The sequence below is a fragment of the Brevibacterium antiquum genome (assembly GCF_016107655.1).
In the GTDB taxonomy this organism is placed as follows: domain Bacteria; phylum Actinomycetota; class Actinomycetes; order Actinomycetales; family Brevibacteriaceae; genus Brevibacterium; species Brevibacterium antiquum.
The window spans coordinates 213,801-231,426 of record NZ_JABASX010000005.1 but is presented as its reverse complement, the minus strand read 5'-3'; the positions used below and the strand labels follow the sequence as shown (position 1 = coordinate 231,426).

17 protein-coding genes are annotated in these 17,626 nt (G+C 63.6%); 3 read left to right on the top strand and 14 right to left on the bottom strand.

Annotated elements, in window-relative coordinates; translation table 11 throughout:
* Nucleotides 1-42: 42 nt before the first annotated feature.
* Entirely contained in the window at nt 43-276 is a 234-nt protein-coding gene (locus JFC13_RS10430; protein ID WP_198397005.1) for a glucose PTS transporter subunit EIIB, read from the bottom strand.
* A gap of 173 nt (nt 277-449) precedes the next feature.
* Here JFC13_RS10430 and JFC13_RS10425 point away from each other — a divergent pair, with 173 nt between their 5' ends.
* A complete protein-coding gene (locus JFC13_RS10425; RefSeq protein WP_198397004.1) occupies nt 450-1,823 on the top strand; it encodes a PTS transporter subunit EIIC in 1,374 nt (457 codons plus the stop codon).
* A gap of 194 nt (nt 1,824-2,017) precedes the next feature.
* The gene (locus JFC13_RS10420; protein ID WP_198397003.1) at nt 2,018-2,839 is read left to right on the top strand and encodes an aldo/keto reductase; all 822 of its coding nucleotides are present in this window, start codon (nt 2,018-2,020) and stop codon (nt 2,837-2,839) included.
* 114 nt (nt 2,840-2,953) lie between these two features.
* On the opposite strand, the gene JFC13_RS10415 is transcribed toward JFC13_RS10420, so the two are convergent.
* The 8 genes from JFC13_RS10415 to cysK form a co-directional block, all read right to left on the bottom strand.
* Nucleotides 2,954-3,895, bottom strand: coding sequence for a D-2-hydroxyacid dehydrogenase family protein (locus JFC13_RS10415; RefSeq protein ID WP_198397002.1), 942 nt, complete (start codon nt 3,893-3,895; stop codon nt 2,954-2,956).
* A 141-nt stretch (nt 3,896-4,036) separates the two neighbouring features.
* Nucleotides 4,037-5,749, bottom strand: coding sequence for a dihydroxy-acid dehydratase (ilvD, locus tag JFC13_RS10410; protein WP_198397001.1), 1,713 nt, complete (start codon nt 5,747-5,749; stop codon nt 4,037-4,039).
* A 158-nt stretch (nt 5,750-5,907) separates the two neighbouring features.
* A complete protein-coding gene (locus tag JFC13_RS10405; RefSeq protein ID WP_198397000.1) occupies nt 5,908-6,855 on the bottom strand; it encodes a 2-hydroxyacid dehydrogenase in 948 nt (315 codons plus the stop codon).
* A 54-nt stretch (nt 6,856-6,909) separates the two neighbouring features.
* On the bottom strand, nt 6,910-7,374 hold the full coding sequence (locus JFC13_RS10400; protein WP_198396999.1) for a MarR family winged helix-turn-helix transcriptional regulator: 465 nt from the start codon (nt 7,372-7,374) through the stop codon (nt 6,910-6,912).
* 2 nt (nt 7,375-7,376) lie between these two features.
* Entirely contained in the window at nt 7,377-8,090 is a 714-nt protein-coding gene (locus tag JFC13_RS10395; protein WP_232488456.1) for an NAD(P)H-dependent oxidoreductase, read from the bottom strand.
* A complete protein-coding gene (locus JFC13_RS10390; protein WP_198396998.1) occupies nt 8,087-9,265 on the bottom strand; it encodes an LLM class flavin-dependent oxidoreductase in 1,179 nt (392 codons plus the stop codon). The genes JFC13_RS10395 and JFC13_RS10390 overlap by 4 nt, the downstream gene beginning before the upstream one ends.
* A 291-nt stretch (nt 9,266-9,556) precedes the next feature.
* Nucleotides 9,557-10,237 (bottom strand): serine O-acetyltransferase EpsC, encoded by a 681-nt coding sequence (gene epsC / locus JFC13_RS10385; protein ID WP_198396997.1) that lies wholly within the window; start codon nt 10,235-10,237, stop codon nt 9,557-9,559.
* 125 nt (nt 10,238-10,362) lie between these two features.
* The gene (gene cysK, locus JFC13_RS10380; protein ID WP_143922419.1) at nt 10,363-11,289 is read right to left on the bottom strand and encodes a cysteine synthase A; all 927 of its coding nucleotides are present in this window, start codon (nt 11,287-11,289) and stop codon (nt 10,363-10,365) included.
* A gap of 471 nt (nt 11,290-11,760) precedes the next feature.
* Between cysK and def the strand changes: the two genes are divergently transcribed.
* Entirely contained in the window at nt 11,761-12,333 is a 573-nt protein-coding gene (def, locus tag JFC13_RS10375; RefSeq protein ID WP_198396996.1) for a peptide deformylase, read from the top strand.
* A gap of 35 nt (nt 12,334-12,368) precedes the next feature.
* Here def and JFC13_RS10370 read toward each other — a convergent pair whose 3' ends face one another.
* The 5 genes from JFC13_RS10370 to JFC13_RS10350 all read right to left on the bottom strand — a co-directional run bounded on the left by JFC13_RS10370 (nt 12,369) and on the right by JFC13_RS10350 (nt 17,616).
* Nucleotides 12,369-13,454, bottom strand: a complete 1,086-nt coding sequence (locus JFC13_RS10370; RefSeq protein WP_332839385.1) for a hypothetical protein — start codon at nt 13,452-13,454, stop codon at nt 12,369-12,371.
* 179 nt (nt 13,455-13,633) lie between these two features.
* Nucleotides 13,634-15,115 (bottom strand): Asp-tRNA(Asn)/Glu-tRNA(Gln) amidotransferase subunit GatB, encoded by a 1,482-nt coding sequence (gene gatB / locus JFC13_RS10365; protein WP_198396995.1) that lies wholly within the window; start codon nt 15,113-15,115, stop codon nt 13,634-13,636.
* A complete protein-coding gene (gatA, locus tag JFC13_RS10360; RefSeq protein WP_198396994.1) occupies nt 15,112-16,614 on the bottom strand; it encodes an Asp-tRNA(Asn)/Glu-tRNA(Gln) amidotransferase subunit GatA in 1,503 nt (500 codons plus the stop codon). Before gatA ends, gatB begins: the two co-directional genes overlap by 4 nt.
* On the bottom strand, nt 16,614-16,919 hold the full coding sequence (gene gatC / locus JFC13_RS10355) for an Asp-tRNA(Asn)/Glu-tRNA(Gln) amidotransferase subunit GatC (RefSeq protein WP_009882665.1): 306 nt from the start codon (nt 16,917-16,919) through the stop codon (nt 16,614-16,616). The genes gatA and gatC overlap by 1 nt, the downstream gene beginning before the upstream one ends.
* A gap of 178 nt (nt 16,920-17,097) precedes the next feature.
* On the bottom strand, nt 17,098-17,616 hold the full coding sequence (locus JFC13_RS10350) for a hypothetical protein (RefSeq protein ID WP_198396993.1): 519 nt from the start codon (nt 17,614-17,616) through the stop codon (nt 17,098-17,100).
* Nucleotides 17,617-17,626: the final 10 nt, after the last annotated feature.

Sequence of the window (17,626 nt, the reverse complement as noted above, 5' to 3'; positions counted from 1 at the left end):
GCTGGCCCTCGTCGGCCCGAACCCAACGAGCAGATCCTCGATTCAGTCGAACAGATCCTCGATATCGTCGACCAGACTGTCGGCCTCGGGCCCGACGACGACCTGCACGGCACTGCCCTGGACGACGACCCCAAAGGCTCCCGCACCCTTGAGGGCACGCTCGTCGACGAGATCCTCGTCGCCGACATCCACGCGCAACCGCGTGATGCACGCTTCGACCTCATTGATATTGTCCGCGCCGCCGAGGCCGGCCACGATCTGCTCTGCTTTGCTCATACCAACTGCCTTCGTCTCCCGCACTCACGTACCGGTGCCGGGGTTGTCTTCTGCGATGTTCGTCACAAGTCTACGGCGACCCACGGACAGTGCTGGAAACGCACACTTCGCCGGCGGGCCACCGCCGGTGGAGGAGCTCCCCCACCGGGCGCATCACCACTAGGAGGAATCCGATGACCACTGCATCCACCGATGATGCCCCGCAGAAGAAGAAAAAGCGGTCGATTCCCGGCTTCGCTCAGCTGCAGCGCGTGGGGCGATCTCTCATGCTGCCCATTGCGGTGCTGCCGGCGGCGGCATTGCTGCAGCGGTTCGGGCAGCCGGACATGCTCGGTGCCGACGGACTGGCCCAGTTCGCATCGTGGCTGCTGCCGGTGGCTGATACGCTCGCTGCGGCCGGTTCGGCCCTGTTCGACAACCTCCCGCTCATCTTCGCCGTCGGCGTAGCGATCGGCTTCGCGAAGAAGGCCGATGGCTCCACGGCCCTGGCAGCTGTGGTCGGCTACATGGTTCTCGACGGAGTGATCACGGCCCTCGCCCCTTCGTTCGGATCGGACAGCGGCGACGGCGAGATGGTGATCAACTACGGTGTGCTCGGCGGCATCATCGTCGGCATCGTCACCGCGCTGCTCTATCAGCGCTACCACCGGATCAAGCTGCCCGCCTACCTCGGATTCTTCGGCGGCAGACGCTTCGTGCCGATCGTCACGGCGGTCGCGGCGATGCTCATCGCCGTGGTCATGGCCATCATCTATCCCGTCTTCGACACACTCATCAACAAGGGTGTGGGAGGATTCCTCATGGAGCACGGCTCGAACCCGGGCACGGGCTTCGTCTTCGGCACGGTCAACCGGCTGCTCATCCCCTTCGGCCTGCACCACCTGCTCAACAACCTGCCGTGGTTCCAACTCGGTTCGTGTACCAATGCCTCCGGTGAGACCCTGCACGGTGACATCACCTGCTTCTACAGCGGAGTCGATGGGACAGCAGCCTGGACAGGATCGTTCATGACCGGGTTCTTCCCCATCATGATGTTCGCGCTGCCGGCAGCGGCTCTCGCGATCTACCGCACAACCCATCCGAAGCGCCGCAAGGTCATCGGCGGCATCATGCTATCGGTGGCGCTGACGGCGTTCCTCACCGGCATCACCGAACCGCTGGAGTACGCCTTCGCCTATGTGGCCTTCCCGCTCTACGCGGTACACGCAGTCCTGACCGGAACATCGTTGGCGGTGGTCAACGCCCTGGGCATCAAGTCCGGCTTCGGATTCTCCGCCGGGGCCATCGACTATGTGCTCAACCTCGGCCGTGCCTCCGAACTGTCCGGAGGCATCGGTCCCGTCCTGCTGCTCCTCGTCATCGGCCTCGCCTATGCGGTGATCTACTACTTCCTCTTTCGCTGGGCGATCATCAGATTCAACCTGCACACGCCCGGCCGCGAAGACGACGAGGCCGGCACCGGCGGTCCTTCCGTCTTCGATGAGGCGCAGGAGGCCGCCGACAGATCCACAGGTAAGAAGCGGGCTCAGGACGAAGGACGAAGTTAGTCCCGGCTTCGATCGGCGGCGGCGAGGCTCAATCCCCGTGGATCAGCGCCGAGGATCAGCGCCGAGGTTCTTTCGCGACCATCTCAGGAATACGGCAGACCCGCCTCAGCGTTATAGGCTCGCATTGGCACCGCCACCGCGGTGCCTGGCACTGCAGTACGACAGACCCCCAATCCGTGACGAAAGGCGGCACCTTGACGGTTCCCACACTCACACTCAATGACGGCAAGACCATTCCCCAGCTGGGCTTCGGCGTCTTCAAGGTCGATCCCGAGGAGACCGAGCGCATCGTCACCGACGCTCTCGAGGTCGGCTACCGCCACATCGACACAGCCGCTGTCTATGGCAATGAGGAAGGTGTCGGCCGCGCGATCGCCAAGTCCGGCATCGCCCGCGATGAACTCTTCGTCACCACGAAGCTGTGGAATGACCGCCACGGTGCCGAGGAATCGAAGCGCGCCTTGGGCGAGAGCCTGGAGAAGCTGGGCCTCGACCATGTCGACCTCTACCTCATCCACTGGCCGACGCCGGAGAACAACAACTCGGTCGAGACCTGGGAGGCCTTCCCCTCCTACCGCGATCAGGGTCTGACCACCTCGATCGGTGTCTCGAACTTCGACCACCGGTACCTGCCCCAGATCCTCGACACCGGCATCATCCCGGCCGTCGACCAGATCGAATGCCATCCGCAGTTCCAGCAGGTCGAGACCCGTCCGCTGTTGGCCGAGCACGACATCAAGGTCGAGGCCTGGGGACCGCTGGGACAGGGCAAGGTCGACTACGCCGACACCGTCATCGGTGAGATCGCTTCAACCCATGGCAAGTCCTGGGCACAGGCCATCATCCGCTGGCACCTGCAGCGCGGACATGTGGTCTTCCCGAAGTCGAACAACCGCGATCGCATGGCCCAGAACTTCGATGTCTTCGACTTCGAACTCACCGACGCCGAGGTGGCCGCCATCGATGCGCTGGAAAACGGCGGTCGCGTGTCCGGTGATCCTGCCGACGTGAACTGACGTTCTGAACTGAACTGACGTTGAGCGTTCAGGCCCGCCGCGGAGCATCTTTGCTCCCGGCGGGCCTTCTCGCTGCGTCTGGGTGGGCTCTTCTCCGTTCCGGACTTCGCTGGCTCAGGTGAGCTGACGAACCGGCTCCCCCGCCATCCACGCGGCAATGTCCTCGACGGCTTGAGTGAAGAAGATTCGATAAGTGTCGTCGGTGACATAGCCCAGGTGCGGAGTCAGCACGGTCCTCGGAGTGCTGCGCAGAGGGTGGTCGACTGGCAGCGGTTCGGTGTCATAAACGTCGATCCCCGCGCCGCGAATGCGACCTTCTGCCAATGCGTCCTTCAGTGCTTCCATGTCGACGAGGCCCGCTCGCGAAGTATTGATGAAGATGCTGCTCGGCTTCATCAGCGACAGCTCCGCGGCCGAGACAAGTCCGCGGCTGCGCTCGCTGAGCTTGTAGTGCAGGGTCAGCACGTCGGAGGTGGCGAAGAGCTCCTCCTTGCTCACCGCATGTGCCCCGACATCGGCGGCACGCTCTTCATCGAGGTTCTGGCTCCAGGCCACGACGTCCATCCCGAACGCGGCACCGACACGGGCGACCTGGGTGCCCAGTCTGCCCAATCCGATGACCCCGAGCCTGTGCCCGAAGAGGTCACCGCCCACGGTGGACTGCCAGCCTCCGGAGTCCATGGCGGCATCTTCGGTGGGGATGCTGCGCAGCACGGAGAGGATGAGCCCCCAGGTCAGCTCCGGAGTCGCCGAGGTGGTCGATTCTGTTCCGCAGACCGTGATCCCCTGCGCGCGGGCGGCGTCCAGATCGATGGAGGCGTTGACTCGGCCGGTGGTCACCAGCAGCTTCAGATCACGCAGGCGTGACAATCGGTCGGCGGAGAAGAGGGTGCGCTCACGCATGGCAACGACAACCTCGGCTCCGGCCACCGTCTGCACGAGGTCCTCGGTGTCCCGGATCGGGCGGGAGACGAAGTCGATCTCAGCCCCCAGCGCCTCCCAATTCGCGTAACCTGCCGCCACGTTCTGGTAGTCGTCGAGCACGACGATGTGCATGCCTGTCCCTCTCGTCTTGGTCGGCCGCTGATGCTCGCCGAGGCGGTGCGGACATCGGTCCGCACCGCCTCGGCGATGGATGGCTCCCCCACACTTCAGTTGGGAGACTGATCGATGATCAGATCATCGGGTGTTCCCTGCTCAGAAGCAGACGGCTCCGGTGGAGGCCGACTGCACGAGCTTGGCGTACTTGCCGAGCACACCGGTGAGGCGGTGGTTCTCGGGGATCGTCCAGGTCTTGCGACGCTCGGCGAGGACCGATTCTTCGACATGGAGTTCGATCGAGCGGGCCGCGATGTCGACGGTGATCTTGTCGCCGTCCTCGACGAGCGCGATCGGTCCGCCATCGACGGCCTCGGGCGCGACGTGGCCGATGCACAGGCCGGTCGAGCCCCCGGAGAACCTGCCGTCGGTGATGAGCAGAACGTCCTTGCCGATGCCTGCACCCTTGATCGCACCGGTGATGGCGAGCATCTCGCGCATCCCCGGTCCGCCCTTGGGTCCCTCGTAGCGGATGACGACGACGTCGCCCTTCTTCAGCTCGCCATTCAGCACGGCATCCATGGCCGGCTTCTCCTGGTTGAACACACGAGCGGTGCCCTCGAAGACATCGGCATCGAAGCCAGCGGACTTCACGACCGCACCCTCGGGAGCCATCGAGCCCTTGAGAACCGTGAGGCCGCCGGTGGCGTGGATCGGGTTGTTCATTGCGCGCAGGATCTTGCCGTCGGGGTCCGGCGGATTGATGCTCTCGAGGTTCTCGGCCACAGTCTTGCCGGTCACCGTCATGCAGTCACCGTTGAGCATGCCGTTGTCGAGGAGAGCCTTCATGATCACCGGCACGCCGCCGATCTTGAAGACATCGTTCATCACGTACTGGCCGAAGGGCTTGACGTTGCCCAGGTGCGGGACCTTGTCGCCGATCTCGTTGAAATCATCGAGTTTGAGCTCGACACCGGCCTCGTGGGCGATGGCCAGAAGGTGGAGGACCGCGTTGGTCGAGCCGCCGAAGGCCATGACCACGGCGATCGCGTTGTGCAGCGATTCGCGGGTGATGATGTCCTTGGTCGTGATTCCCTGACGCAGCAGGTTGACGACGGCGTCGCCGGATTTGCGGGCGAACATGGTGCGATCGCGGTGGATGGCCGGTGGTGCAGCCGATCCCGGCAGGGACATGCCCATCGCCTCAGCGGCCGAGGCCATCGTGTTCGCCGTGTACATGCCACCACAGGCACCTTCACCTGGGCAGACGGCACGCTCGATGGAGTCGACGTCTTTTTGGCTGATGGTCCCGGCACGGCAGGCGCCGACTGCTTCGAAGGCGTCGATGAGGGTGACTTCCTTCTCGGTGCCGTCCTCCATCTTCGCGGTGCCCGGCATGATCGAACCGTTGTAGAGGAAGACGCTGGAGAGACCGAGGCGGGCCGATGCCATGAGCATGCCCGGGATCGACTTGTCACAGCCGGCCATGAGGACGGATCCGTCGAGACGCTCGGCGCTCATCACGGTCTCAACGGAGTCGGTGATGACCTCGCGGGAGACCAGCGAGTAGTGCATGCCCTCGTGGCCCATGGAGATGCCGTCGGAGACGGAGATCGTGCCGAATTCCAAGGGGAATCCACCCGATTCGTGGACGCCTTCCTTGGCAGCCGCGCCGAGACGCTGCAGAGACATGTTGCACGGGGTGATCTCGTTCCATGAGGTCGCGATGGCGATCTGCGGCTTCACCCAGTCGTCATCGCCCATTCCGACGGCCCTCAGCATGCCGCGTGCGGCAGTGGCTTCGAGTCCGTCGGTGACGTCGCGGGATCGGGGTTTGATGTCCGGGGTGGTGGAGTTCGTATCAATGCTCATGCAGGCACTCTACGCCGGAGTCCGGCATGCATATGCCAAGTTCTCGCATGTTGGAACTTGTTTTGAGCAGTTCATCGAGAACTTGCCGGCGGTTCTTCGTCAGCTGCTGCGATCACTCCGCAGGGCGAGTCCGGATCACTCCGTGAGGTGAGTTCGGATCACTCCGTGGAGACGAGATTGAGCGGCTGCTCGCCGTCGTTGAGACGACGGACCTGCTCGGCCAGGATCTGCACCACCCGAGGCTCGAACGCCGAGGTGTCTCCTCCCTCATGAGGTGTGATGAGAGTGTTCGGCGTCCCCCACAGCGGATGGTTCTCCGGCAGAGGTTCGGGATCCATCACGTCGAGTGCGGCATGGAGACGACCGGCGCTCAATTCGGCCACGAGCGCGTCGGTGTCGACGACCTTGCCTCGAGCGACGTTGACGATGAGAGCATTGTCGGGCAGCTGGGCCAGGAAGTCCTTGTCGACAAGCTTGTTCGTCGACTCGGTCAGAGGCGTGATGAGGACGACCACCTCGGTGTGGGGAAGCAGCGTCGGCAGCTCCTCGACGCTGTGGATTGTCCCGCGATCGTCTTCGCGTGCCCTCGTCGCGACCCGTGTGAGGTCGACTTCGAAGGGTGCGAATCGATCGGCGATCGCCGACCCGATCTCACCGGCGCCGATGATCATGACGCGACGGTCCTGCAGGGAACGGTTGCGCTTGTGATTCCAGATCCTTGCACTCTGCGCGCGCACGGCGTCATCGATGCCGCGCAGGCTGGCCAAGGTCAGAGTCAGGGCGAGCTCGGCCGTTCCGCCGGTGTGCACGCCCGAGGCGGTCGCCACCTGGATGCCGCGCTCGGGAAGGTGCGCGACCGGGTCGTAGCCGGTGGTCTGGGTGACGACCAGGCTCAGGTTCGGCAGCTCGTCGAGCAGTTCGATGGTCGCACCCGAATCGAGGTACGGAAGCACGACGACATCGACATCGTCTCGGCTCAGCTTCGCCGACTTCTCGGCGTCAGAGTAGACGACCAGGTCGACGTTGGCACGCTGGTGCGCCGGAATCCGAGCGATGACGCGGTTGCGGAGTTCCGAATCTGGGAAGGCAATGGTCTTGATCGACATAGACACATTGTCCCACGAACAGCCTCACTCGGGCAGGGTCTGATCAGGGAGATCCTATTCGGGCAGCGCCTTGCCGATCCTTGCGAATACTCGCTCGATGACCTCGAGCTCCTCATCGTCGACGTGGGAGAGGAACACCTCGTCGATGTTCTCCCGGTGCTGACGCCCCGCGCTGAGGAAGGCCTGCGCTCCAGCCTCGGTGAGGCCGACGTTGTGTGCCCGCTTGTCCTCCGTACATTCCGTCTTCGTCACCAGACCGGCGTCTTCCAACACTTTGATCCGGTAGTTGAGCCGTGAGGGTGAGAACACCAACTTCTTGGCCAGCACACTCATCGTCAGCAGGTGAGTCGGCTCCTCCCACAGCAGCAGCAGCGTGTTGTAGTCGCTGACGGTCAGACCGGCCCTGTCCTTGAGATTGCCCTCGAGGTTCTGCCGGAGACGCTGCGAGGTCTCGAAGTACAGCCGCCACGATCTCTGCGCAAGCGCGTCACGATCCCGGCCGAGCTTGATCTCGACCATCGTCATCCCTCAAGCAGCTGCGCGAAGGGGGTGATGAGTTCGGGATCGAACTCATCATCGATGCTTGGGTTTCGCCGCGCGCCACGCCGGCCGAATTCGCCGGTCGTCGTGGACGCAGTGTCGGTGTCGTCGCCCTCGTCAGCAGGGCCTGCGCTCGAATCGGCGCCGGCACCGTTCAGACTCGCTGCCAATCCGATCAGCTCCTCGCTGGCCTGTGCGATCCGGGCGTTGAGGCTGCGGCCGCCTTCGATGCTGCCCCAATCATCGGTCGCGGCGAAGACCGTCGTCGGCACGACGATGCCCTTGAGGTAGGACAGCATCGGACGCAGCACGTTCTCCCCGGCCAGTGAGTGCCGCGGTGTGCCGCCGGTCGAGCCGATGAGCACGGGCTTGCTCGCCAGTGCCTTTTCGTCGATGAGCTGCCAGAACAAGGTGTGCAGGCCCACTGGTGCGACCTTGTACACGGGTGCGACGGTGACGATCACCTCCGCCTCGGCGACCTGTGCGAATGCTGCTTCGAGGTTCTCCGAACGGAACCCGGTCAGGGCCATATCGGTGAGGTCTGAGCTCAGGTTCCGCACGTTGATGTGGTCGGTCTCCGCGCTCAGACCTGCAGCTTCTGCCGCCGAGGCGGCCGCCGCGATGATCTTGTTCGACAGTTTCAGTGTGGTCGAGTCCTCGCTCAGCGAGGTCGTGATGCTGAGGATGCGCATCATCGATCAGCTCCTTGGGTCTCACTCTGCTCTGCGGCCTTGGCCTGACGGTCGGCATAGGCACGCGATCCGGGACCGCCGCCGGGGATGGGGTCCCGGCCTTCGCTGTGACGGATGACGAGTGACTCGTGTATCGGTGCATCGGGGACGTCGGCCGGACGGTCCTTCGCGAATTCCTTCCGCAGGACCGGGACGACTTCCTCGCCGAGGAGGTCGAGCTGTTCCAGCACCGTCTTCTGCGGCAGGCCCGCGTGGTCGATGAGGAAGAGCTGGCGCTGGTAGTCACCGGCCCAGTCGCGGAAGCTCAGGGTGCGTTCGATGACCTGCTGGGGCGATCCGACGGTCAACGGGGTCTGCGTCGAGAAGTCCTCGAGGCTGGGGCCGTGGCCGTAGACCGGCGCATTGTCGAAGTACGGACGGAACTCGTTGACGGCGTCCTGCGAGTTCTTGCGCATGAACACCTGACCGCCGAGTCCGACGATCGCCTGGTGCGCGGCTCCGTGTCCGTAGTACTCGTAGCGCTGACGGTAGAGCTGGACCATGCGGGCGGTGTGCGACATCGGCCAGAAGATGTTGTTGTGGAAGAATCCGTCGCCGTAGTACGCGGCCTGCTCAGCGATTTCGGGGCTCCGGATAGATCCGTGCCACACGAAGGGTGGGACATCGTCGAGTGGTGTCGGTGTCACGGTGAACCCGTTGAGAGGCGTGCGGAACTTGCCTTCCCAGTCGATGTTCTTCTCGCGCCAGAGGCGGTAGAGCAGGTTGTAGTTCTCCACCGCCAGTGGGATGCCCGAGCGGATGTCCTTGCCGAACCAGGGGTAGACGGGGCCCGTGTTGCCGCGTCCCATGATCAGGCTGATGCGTCCATCGGAGAGGTGCTGAGCATAGGAGTAGTCTTCGGCGATGCGCACCGGATCGGTGGTGGTGATCAGCGTGGTGGCTGTCGACAGACGCAGCTTCTCCGTCTGTGCCGCGATGTTCGCAAGCAGGACCGGCGGGTTCGCGGGTGCGACGAACGGCGGGTTGTGGTGCTGACCGGTGGCGAAGACGTCGAGGCCGACCTCTTCGGCCTTTTTGGCGATCTCGACCGTGTTCTTGATCCGCTGATTCTCAGACACCGTCGTCCCATTGGAGGGATCGCTGGTGACGTCTCCGATGGTGAAGATTCCGAGTTCCATGTCTGCTCCTTCTGCTCGCCGCTCGCGAACTCCCCTTGAACTGAATAGCTTCAGTTTTGAAGTAACTAGTTGAAAGTTTAACAGACACTGCCGGGTAAGTATTCCCGAGCTTCGTCACACAGTGATCACGCGGCGCCCTCAAACGCCAGGGGACAGCAATCGCCGGGCCCTTCGCGTCGAGATCCTTCAGGGATGCCGACGGGGTGGGCCCGGCGAAGACTGCGCTTCTGCGTGAGGCAGGTGAGCAAGCCTCTCGTTCAGATCTGGCTGGCACTCAGATCCAGATGGCGATCAGATCCAGATGGCGGGGTCGATCAGTTCGAAGTCGGCGTACTTGGACCGCGCACTAGCGGCATCCAAGGTGGCCGCCTCGGCGCCGATGGGCTTCTTATAGGGCCTGACCTTTGCCGGGATTCCGACTGCACTCGAGTCGGCGGCGACGTCCTTGACGACGACCGCATTCGCGCCGACTGAGGAATTGTCGCCCACGACGACAGGTCCGAGGATCTTCGCACCGGCGCCCACGAGGACGTGATTGCCGATGGTCGGGTGACGCTTCGTCTGCTCCATCGACGTTCCGCCCAGGGTGACCTGGTGGTAGAGCATCACGTCGTCACCGATCTCAGAGGTCTCGCCGATGACGACTCCGTTGGCGTGGTCGATGAAGAAGCGTCGCCCGATCTGGGCGCCGGGGTGGATCTCGACGCCAGTCAGAGTTCGCACAGCCTGGGACATCAGCCTGGCAGGCACCTTGGTGGTGTCGTTCTGCCACAGGCGGTGCAGCCCGCGGTGCGCCCAGATCGCGTGCATGCCCGGGTAGGAGACCAGCGAGACGAAGTCGTTCCTGGCCGCAGGATCGCGTCTGCGAACGGTATCGAGGTCTTCGCGCAGAGCCGCGCGCACCCCGGGTCGACTCAGTCCGTAGGCGGCTGCGCCGATCGCCCCAGCCGCCAGAGTCCACAGTGCCTTCATCTCAACAGTCCTTCACGCTCGTGATCGTCAATCCTCAATGCGGTGAGGGCGCCAAACATGTGTTTGACGCCCTCACCGGTCAACCTGCATCTGCCCCAGGCAGTGCTCGGCCGAAGTTCCTCTGCTCAGTCCATGTACTCGGCGAACAGCGGAGTCGACAGGTAGCGTTCGCCGAAGTCGGGCAGAATGACGACGATTCGCTTGCCTGCGTTCTCAGGGCGTGCACCCAGCTGCTCCGCGGCGATAAGTGCGGCACCTGACGAGATTCCGACGAGCAGTCCCTCTTCCTTCGCGACCTCGCGGGCGCGGGTGAAGGATTCCTCGTTCTCGATGGTGATGACCTCATCGTAGATCTTGGTGTTGAGCACGCCGGGGACGAAGTTGGCACCGAGTCCCTGGATCATGTGCGGGCCGGCGTCTCCACCGGAGAGCAGCGGGGAGGCTGCGGGCTCGACGGCGACGATCTTGACGTCCGGGTTGGCCTCACGCAGAGCGGCTCCGGCTCCCGTGATGGTTCCGCCGGTGCCGATGCCCGAGACGAAGATGTCGACCTTGCCATCGGTGTCAGCCAGGATCTCCGGACCGGTCGTAGCGCGGTGGATGTCGGCATTGGCCTGGTTCTCGAACTGGCGGACGAGCACCGCACCCTCAGCGGCAAGCTCTTCCGCCTTCTCGACGGCACCCTTCATGCCCTTGGCCTTTTCGGTGAGTACGAGTTCGGCACCGAAGGCGCGCAGAAGTGCACGACGTTCCTTCGACATCGACTCCGGCATGGTCAGCAGAACTTTGTATCCACGTGAGGTGCCCACCATGGCCAAGGCGATGCCGGTGTTGCCGGAGGTCGCTTCAACGATGGTTCCGCCCGACTTGAGCTCACCCGAGGCCTCAGCGGCGTCGATCATCGCGACACCGATGCGGTCCTTGACCGAGTTCGCGGGATTGTAGGATTCGAGCTTAGCGACGATCTCTGCGCCGGAACGTTCGCTGGCCTTGTTCACGCGAATGAGCGGAGTGCGGCCGACCAGTTCGGAAACATTGTTGAAGATGGTCAAGACATGTCCTTTCAAGCTTCTTTGTTCGCCCGGTGCTGAGGGCTGTGACGAATCAGTCACGCGACCATCAGCCGAAGGCTTCAGCTGCTGATCTCGTCTCGTGGACCGAGACGGTTCATCACCATCATAACCACGGCACATTCGAGGTTGTTCCCCATACGGTTGCTCAACAATCTATGTTCGCTTCGGGCGAAATATCATGTCATCGCGAGTCATAGTCAATGAAGAACCCGTTTCTGATCGCGGCAAGAAGGGCTTGATCCGAGAGAACCGCTGAACAATCAAGGCGGCGAATGACGATTTTGTCTCCTCTGACGCTCCACCTTCGATACGCCGCACCACTGTTTCGACACTGGCGAAGGAGTGCGAATCTGAGACGCTGAGACGATCGTGGATCTGCTGCTGACCGTGCAGAGCACCGGGCGAAAGGGCAGGCGGAATGCCGTGGGGAAAGCCGATACGATTGTCCTCATGCCTATTCATCCCATCGTCATCTACGGCGAGCCTGTGCTGCACCACCGTGCGGAGAAGATCACCGACTTCGACGACGAGCTCGCCACCCTGATCGCCGATATGCATGAGACCCTCGATGCCAGCAACGGTGTCGGCCTGGCCGCTCCGCAGATCGGCGTGGCTAAGCGCATCTTCGTCTTCAACGCCGAGGATGACGCGGGAGTCCGCAGACGCGGCACTTTCATCAACCCCCTGCTCATCGCCTCGAAGATCCCCGACACCCGGCCGGATCCCGATGAGGAGACCGAAGGGTGCCTCTCGGTACCCAGTCTCGACTTTCCACTCAAGCGCGCGGATCGTGTCACGGTCAACGGTGTCGATGAGACCGGCAAATCGGTGTCTCTGACCGCTGAAGGCTGGTTCGCCCGCATCATGCAGCACGAATACGATCATCTGCAGGGCACGCTCTATGTGGACCGACTCGACAAGCGCTGGTCGAAGAAGTGGAAGAAGGAGCAGGCCGCCAACGGGTACAACGTTCCCGGGCGTTCATGGACGCCAGGTGTCGATCCCGATCCCTTCGGTCATTGATCCCGACGCCACTGGCCCCGACGTCTGCGTTCGGATCACTCCAGGCGGCGGTCCTGCCCCGATGAGGGCGTGGGTTCGAGCGCGTCGATCGACTCCTGGGCAGCCGCCAGACGTGTGTCGAAATCGTCGAAGTCGTCTGCGGTCTGGTCGAGCTCGGCAACCAGGCCCGAGATGATCGAGGACTGTGACTCAGCATCGATCCGCAGCTCCCTGAACTGCCAGTCCGCAGAGTCATCGGCGGCTGTCCGGGACAGAACGTCGAGGACGCGGTCGCCGAGTTCACGTGAGCGTTCGGAATTGTGAAGCAGCATGAGCTGCTCGTCGAGAGCGATGAGATGCTCATAGTACTCGTGCATCGACAGCACACGGTTGGCCATCGAGGTGAAGGCCACTGCGAGTTTCGACAGGTACGTCTCCACCGACTTCGCGGTGCCCGCGTCCCTGATGCTCTCGATCTCCTCACGCAGCCTGACCAGTTCGGCCAATCGCACTCCGATCGAGGCGACAGCATGGTCGAGGTCGACACGTGAGACGTGGTCGCGCAGGATCGGGTGGGTCCAGGCGCGTGTCCGGACGATCTTTCGCGCGATCGTCACCGAAAGGTGGAACAGTCGCTGCTCATCGGTGTCGCGGCCTTCCTTGCGGCCAGGTTGGAACCCCAGCGAAGCGGGCGTGATCCACTGTGCCTGTCCGACCTGCTGACGGTTCTTCCGGCTCAGCCGTTTGGGATCACGGAAGTACTTCGGTCCGGTGACTGCGGCGAACACACCGGTGCCCACTGCGGTCACTCCTCCGAGCGCTCCGAATGTCAGCGCGGCGTCGGCGAATCCGGACAGCAGCGCCAAACCGCCCGGCGCGGCGAAGCCCGCAGTGACAGCGGCTCCGGTGCCTGTGCCGCCCTTGAACAGCATGCTGGAGCGGAAGAAGTTCCGACGCATTCCCCCGGTGAGCATGATCGCGCTCGGTGCTCCGGCGGTGTAGCGGTACCCGCGAGCGTTCCAGGCCTTCATAATGCCCTGGTTGACGCTTTCGGGCACAAGGATGCGATAGATCGGGATCGACTTCCCGCATTCGCTCTTCCACAACGACTTCCACGACTGGGACACCGCATTCACCTCCACGTACGGATGGCACCCTCACGCCTGATCCGCCGAATCCTGGTCCGGCGCTGTCAGCGTCTGGCCCGTGAGAATGCGAACAGCCACACCCTCCGGACTTCTTTGGTATCCGAGTCTAGAGGGTGTGGCTGGATCAATCCTGAGTTCTGTTCGGTCGCCTGCTGAAGCGACCGCCGGCGAAATCAGCCGTTGATCTTGGCCAGGATCAGGTCCTTGGCCTTTCCGGCATCGGCCTGACCGCGGGTGGCCTTCATGATCGGTCCCATCAGGGCACCGATGGCCTGCATCTTCCCGCCCTTGATCTTCTCGACCACGTCGGGGTTCGCAGCGATGGCTTCCTCAACGGCGGCCTCAAGCGCACCGGTGTCTTCGACGATCTCGAGACCACGCGCACTCATCACCTCGGCCGGTTCGCCTTCTCCGTCGGCAACGGCTGTGAGGACGTCCTTCGCGAGCTTGTCATTGAGCTTGCCCTCGTTGATCAGTCCGATCAGAGCTGCGACCTGCTTCGGTGTGACGAGCTCGGCGGTGGGCTGATCCTTCTGGTTGGCCAGCCTGGCGACCTCACCGGTCCACCATTTGCGTGCCGCTGCAGGCTTCGCGCCGGCGTCTACCGTCTCCTCGATGACTTCGAGCAGACCGGCGTTGACGATGTCACGCATCTCCAGGTCGGAGAAGCCCCACACGCCTGCAAGACGGCGGCGCTTCTGCGCAGGCAGTTCAGGCAGAGTCGCCCGCAGCTCCTCGACCCAATCGCGGCTGGGGACGAGAGGCACCAGATCGGGCTCCGGGAAGTAACGGTAGTCATCGGCGTCGGACTTCGGGCGCCCCGACGAGGTCTCCCCCGTGCCTTCATGGAAGTGACGGGTCTCCTGCACGATCTTCTCTCCGGCTTCGAGCCGGGTCGCCTGGCGGGCGATCTCGTAGCGGACCGCGCGTTCGATCGAACGGAAGGAGTTGACGTTCTTCGTCTCTGTGCGGGTGCCCAGTGGAGCATCGGGGCTCTCGCGCAGGGACACGTTGACATCGGCACGGACGTTGCCCTGTTCCATGCGTGCTTCGGAGACGTCGAGGGCGCGGAAGATGTCGCGCAGCGTGCGCACGTAGGTGGAGGCCACCTCGGCGGCCCGATCCCCTGTCCCGGTGATCGGGTGGGTCACGATCTCGACCAGGGGCACACCGGCGCGGTTGTAGTCGACCAGGGAATGGTCGGCTCCGTGGATGCGGCCGGTGGCGCCGCCGATATGGGTGTTCTTGCCCGCGTCCTCTTCCATGTGGGCGCGCTCGATGGGGATGGTGAACATCGTTCCGTCTTCGAGCTCGATCTCGACCTCACCTTCAGCGGCGATGGGCTCATCGGACTGGCTGGTCTGGAAGTCCTTGGGAACGTCCGGGTAGAAGTAGTTCTTCCGGGCGAAGCGGCAGGTCTCAGCGATCTCACAGCCCAGCGCCAGGCCGATCTTGATGGCGTACTCCACACCCTTCTCGTTGACGACGGGAAGGGAGCCGGGCAGTCCCAGCGAGGTGGGGGTGATGTTGGTGTTCGGTCCCCCGCCGAAGGTGTTGGGGGCGGCGTCGAACATCTTGGTCGCGGTACCGAGCTCGACGTGGACCTCGATGCCGATGACCGGATCGTATTTCTTGATCGCCTCTTCGTATTTCACTTGGTGGTCAGTCCTTCCACAAGAGTATCGAGCACCCGAGTCCCTGAGGCTTCCAAGGCGGCTTCGAGCGGGCCGGCCACCTCGTACAGCTTCACATCCTCACGTGCCGGGGCGAGGATCTGGAATCCGACGGGCAGTCCGTCGGCCAGTCCTGCGGGCAGTGACAGTCCCGGGATTCCGGCGAGGTTGGCTGGGATCGTCGCGACGTCGCCGAGGTAGAGGGCCATCGGGTCGGATGCCGCCTCGGCGCCGAACTTCAGCGCGGTCGTCGGTGCCGTCGGTGAGACGAGGACATCGCAGCGTGCGAAGGCCTTCGCGAAATCGTTCTGCACCAGGGTGCGGATCTTCTGTGCCGACCCGTAGTAGGCGTCGTAGTAACCGGCGGACAGCGCGTAGGTGCCGAGGATGATGCGGCGCTTGACCTCATTGCCGAAACCGGCTGCGCGGGTGGCTGCCATGACCGTCTCAGCGGTGACCGGGCCCGACTCGGGGTCGACCCGCAGCCCGTAGCGCATGCCGTCGTAGCGGGCCAGGTTCGATGACACCTCGGAAGGCATGATGAGGTAGTAGGCGTCGAGTGCGTAGGAGATCGACGGGCAGTCGACCTCGACGATCTCAGCACCGGCAGCAGCGGCGACATCGAGGGCGGCAGAGAAGGCATCGCGGACGCCGTCCTGGTAGCCCTCACCGCGCAGCTGCTTGATGACGCCGAGCTTCTTGCCCCCCAGATCCGACGTCTGTGCCGCAGAGACGAAACCTGCCACCGGGTCCGGCAAAGAGGTCGAATCGAGCGGGTCGTGCCCGGCAAGCAGTTCGTGCAGAGCCGCGGCGTCGGCGACGTTGCGGCCCATCGGGCCCACCTGGTCGAGGCTCGAGGCCATGGCGATGATGCCGAAACGTGAGATCGAACCGTAGGTCGGCTTCACACCGACGGTGCCGGTGAATGCGGCGGGCTGTCGCACCGATCCGCCGGTGTCCGTGCCGACCGACAGCGGAGCCTGGAAGCCGGCGAGGGCTGCCGCAGCGCCGCCGGAGGAACCACCGGGAACGTGCTCGAGGTTCCACGGGTTGCGGGTGGTGCCGAAGGCCGAGTGCTCGGTCGTCGATCCCATCGCGAACTCGTCGAGGTTAGTCTTGCCCAGGACCGGAAGTCCGGCGGCCTTGACCTTCTTGTGCACGGTGGATTCGTAGGGTGGAACCCAGTTCTCGAGCATCTTCGAGCCCGCTGTCGTGCGCACGCCTTCGGTGACGACGAGGTCCTTGAGCGCCACGGGCACTCCGGCCAGGGCGTGGACGTCTCCACCGGCGCTGCGTTCGGCATCGACTGCTTTGGCCGTCTCCAGCGCGAGATCGTCGGTGACGGTGATGAATGAGCCGAAGTCGGCTTCGGTGGCGTGGATGCGATCCAGGTGAGCCTGAGTCACCTCGACGGAGGAGAACTCGCCGGCTTTCAATCCTGCGGCGAGTTCAAGGGCGCTCCTATTGATCAGTTCGCTCATCATTCCTCCCCAAGGATCTGTGGGACGAGGAATTTGTCATCGGCGGATGCCGGAGCCGAGGCCAGAGCCTGTTCGCTGGTCAGGGTCTCACCCACGACATCAGGGCGCAGCACATTCGACAGTGCGATCGGATGGCTGGTCGCCGGTACGTCATCGCCGGCCACTTCGTTGACTCTGGCGACATTGCTCAAAATGGTGCTGAGGTCACCGGCGAGCGATTTCAGCTCGTCTTCGCCCATGGCGATCCGAGACAGCGAGGCCAAATGCTCGACTTGCTCGGGGGTGATTGCGGAGGACTCCGTCATTCCCTGCCTTTCATCGTCTCTGTTTACTCGTCAGCAAGTCTAGTCTCTTTGCCGGACCGCTTCAGATCGGATCGATGTGAGGTTCGCCGAGCTTCACTGCGCAGCTTCGCCGAGGTGCACGAGTGTCGCCAGGCAGAGTTCCGGGCTCAGGCAGGGTTCCGGGCTCAGGGTTCTGAGCTCAGGCCTCGGTGCGCTCTGGCCACGTGCGTTCGCCCTTGATGTAGCTCGAGAGCTCGCTGAGCACCCTGTCCGCGTCTTCCTGGGTGTACTCACCAGCGTCAACACCGGTCTGCAGGTCCTTCGCAAGATCTGAGACACGAGATTGGGCGTCGGCAGCGGTGTGTGCGACCAAGCCCGCCGAATCTCCGGCCCGCACGACGAAGTCACTGGCCTGCGATACCGTGTCGGCTGCTTCGCTGGGACCTCCGTGCAGACGGTACGAATCGTTCGGCTGCTCACCGTCGGCCCCTGTGCTGTGAGAGGTTTCGTCGTCGACGCCCTCGCGGTCTTCGCCACGAGACCTCACCGGCGCCAGAAGCTCCGCGGTCGAACCGGAGAGTGCAGGGGCTGCGCGTTTGATGGGCGGCTGTCCCGGGTTGAGAACGAAGTCGGCGATACCAGCTGTCACCGGCGCAGTGGTGAGTACAGCGGCGAGGACGACAGCAGTACCAGCGACCAACCGGGGGATTGATTTCATGCCTTCACTC

Bases quoted from the DNA above. Each gene is read 5' to 3' on its own strand.
- JFC13_RS10350 (WP_198396993.1), bottom strand. From the start codon at position 17,616: ATGAAATCAATCCCCCGGTTGGTCGCTGGTACTGCTGTCGTCCTCGCC.
- JFC13_RS10405 (WP_198397000.1), bottom strand. From the start codon at position 6,855: ATGTCGATCAAGACCATTGCCTTCCCAGATTCGGAACTCCGCAACCGC.
- JFC13_RS10395 (WP_232488456.1), bottom strand. From the start codon at position 8,090: ATGATGCGCATCCTCAGCATCACGACCTCGCTGAGCGAGGACTCGACC.
- JFC13_RS10390 (WP_198396998.1), bottom strand. From the start codon at position 9,265: ATGGAACTCGGAATCTTCACCATCGGAGACGTCACCAGCGATCCCTCC.
- JFC13_RS10400 (WP_198396999.1), bottom strand. From the start codon at position 7,374: ATGGTCGAGATCAAGCTCGGCCGGGATCGTGACGCGCTTGCGCAGAGA.
- ilvD (WP_198397001.1), bottom strand. From the start codon at position 5,749: ATGAGCATTGATACGAACTCCACCACCCCGGACATCAAACCCCGATCC.
- gatA (WP_198396994.1), bottom strand. From the start codon at position 16,614: ATGAGCGAACTGATCAATAGGAGCGCCCTTGAACTCGCCGCAGGATTG.
- JFC13_RS10430 (WP_198397005.1), bottom strand. From the start codon at position 276: ATGAGCAAAGCAGAGCAGATCGTGGCCGGCCTCGGCGGCGCGGACAAT.
- def (WP_198396996.1), top strand. From the start codon at position 11,761: ATGCCTATTCATCCCATCGTCATCTACGGCGAGCCTGTGCTGCACCAC.
- JFC13_RS10415 (WP_198397002.1), bottom strand. From the start codon at position 3,895: ATGCACATCGTCGTGCTCGACGACTACCAGAACGTGGCGGCAGGTTAC.
- JFC13_RS10425 (WP_198397004.1), top strand. From the start codon at position 450: ATGACCACTGCATCCACCGATGATGCCCCGCAGAAGAAGAAAAAGCGG.
- gatC (WP_009882665.1), bottom strand. From the start codon at position 16,919: ATGACGGAGTCCTCCGCAATCACCCCCGAGCAAGTCGAGCATTTGGCC.
- epsC (WP_198396997.1), bottom strand. From the start codon at position 10,237: ATGAAGGCACTGTGGACTCTGGCGGCTGGGGCGATCGGCGCAGCCGCC.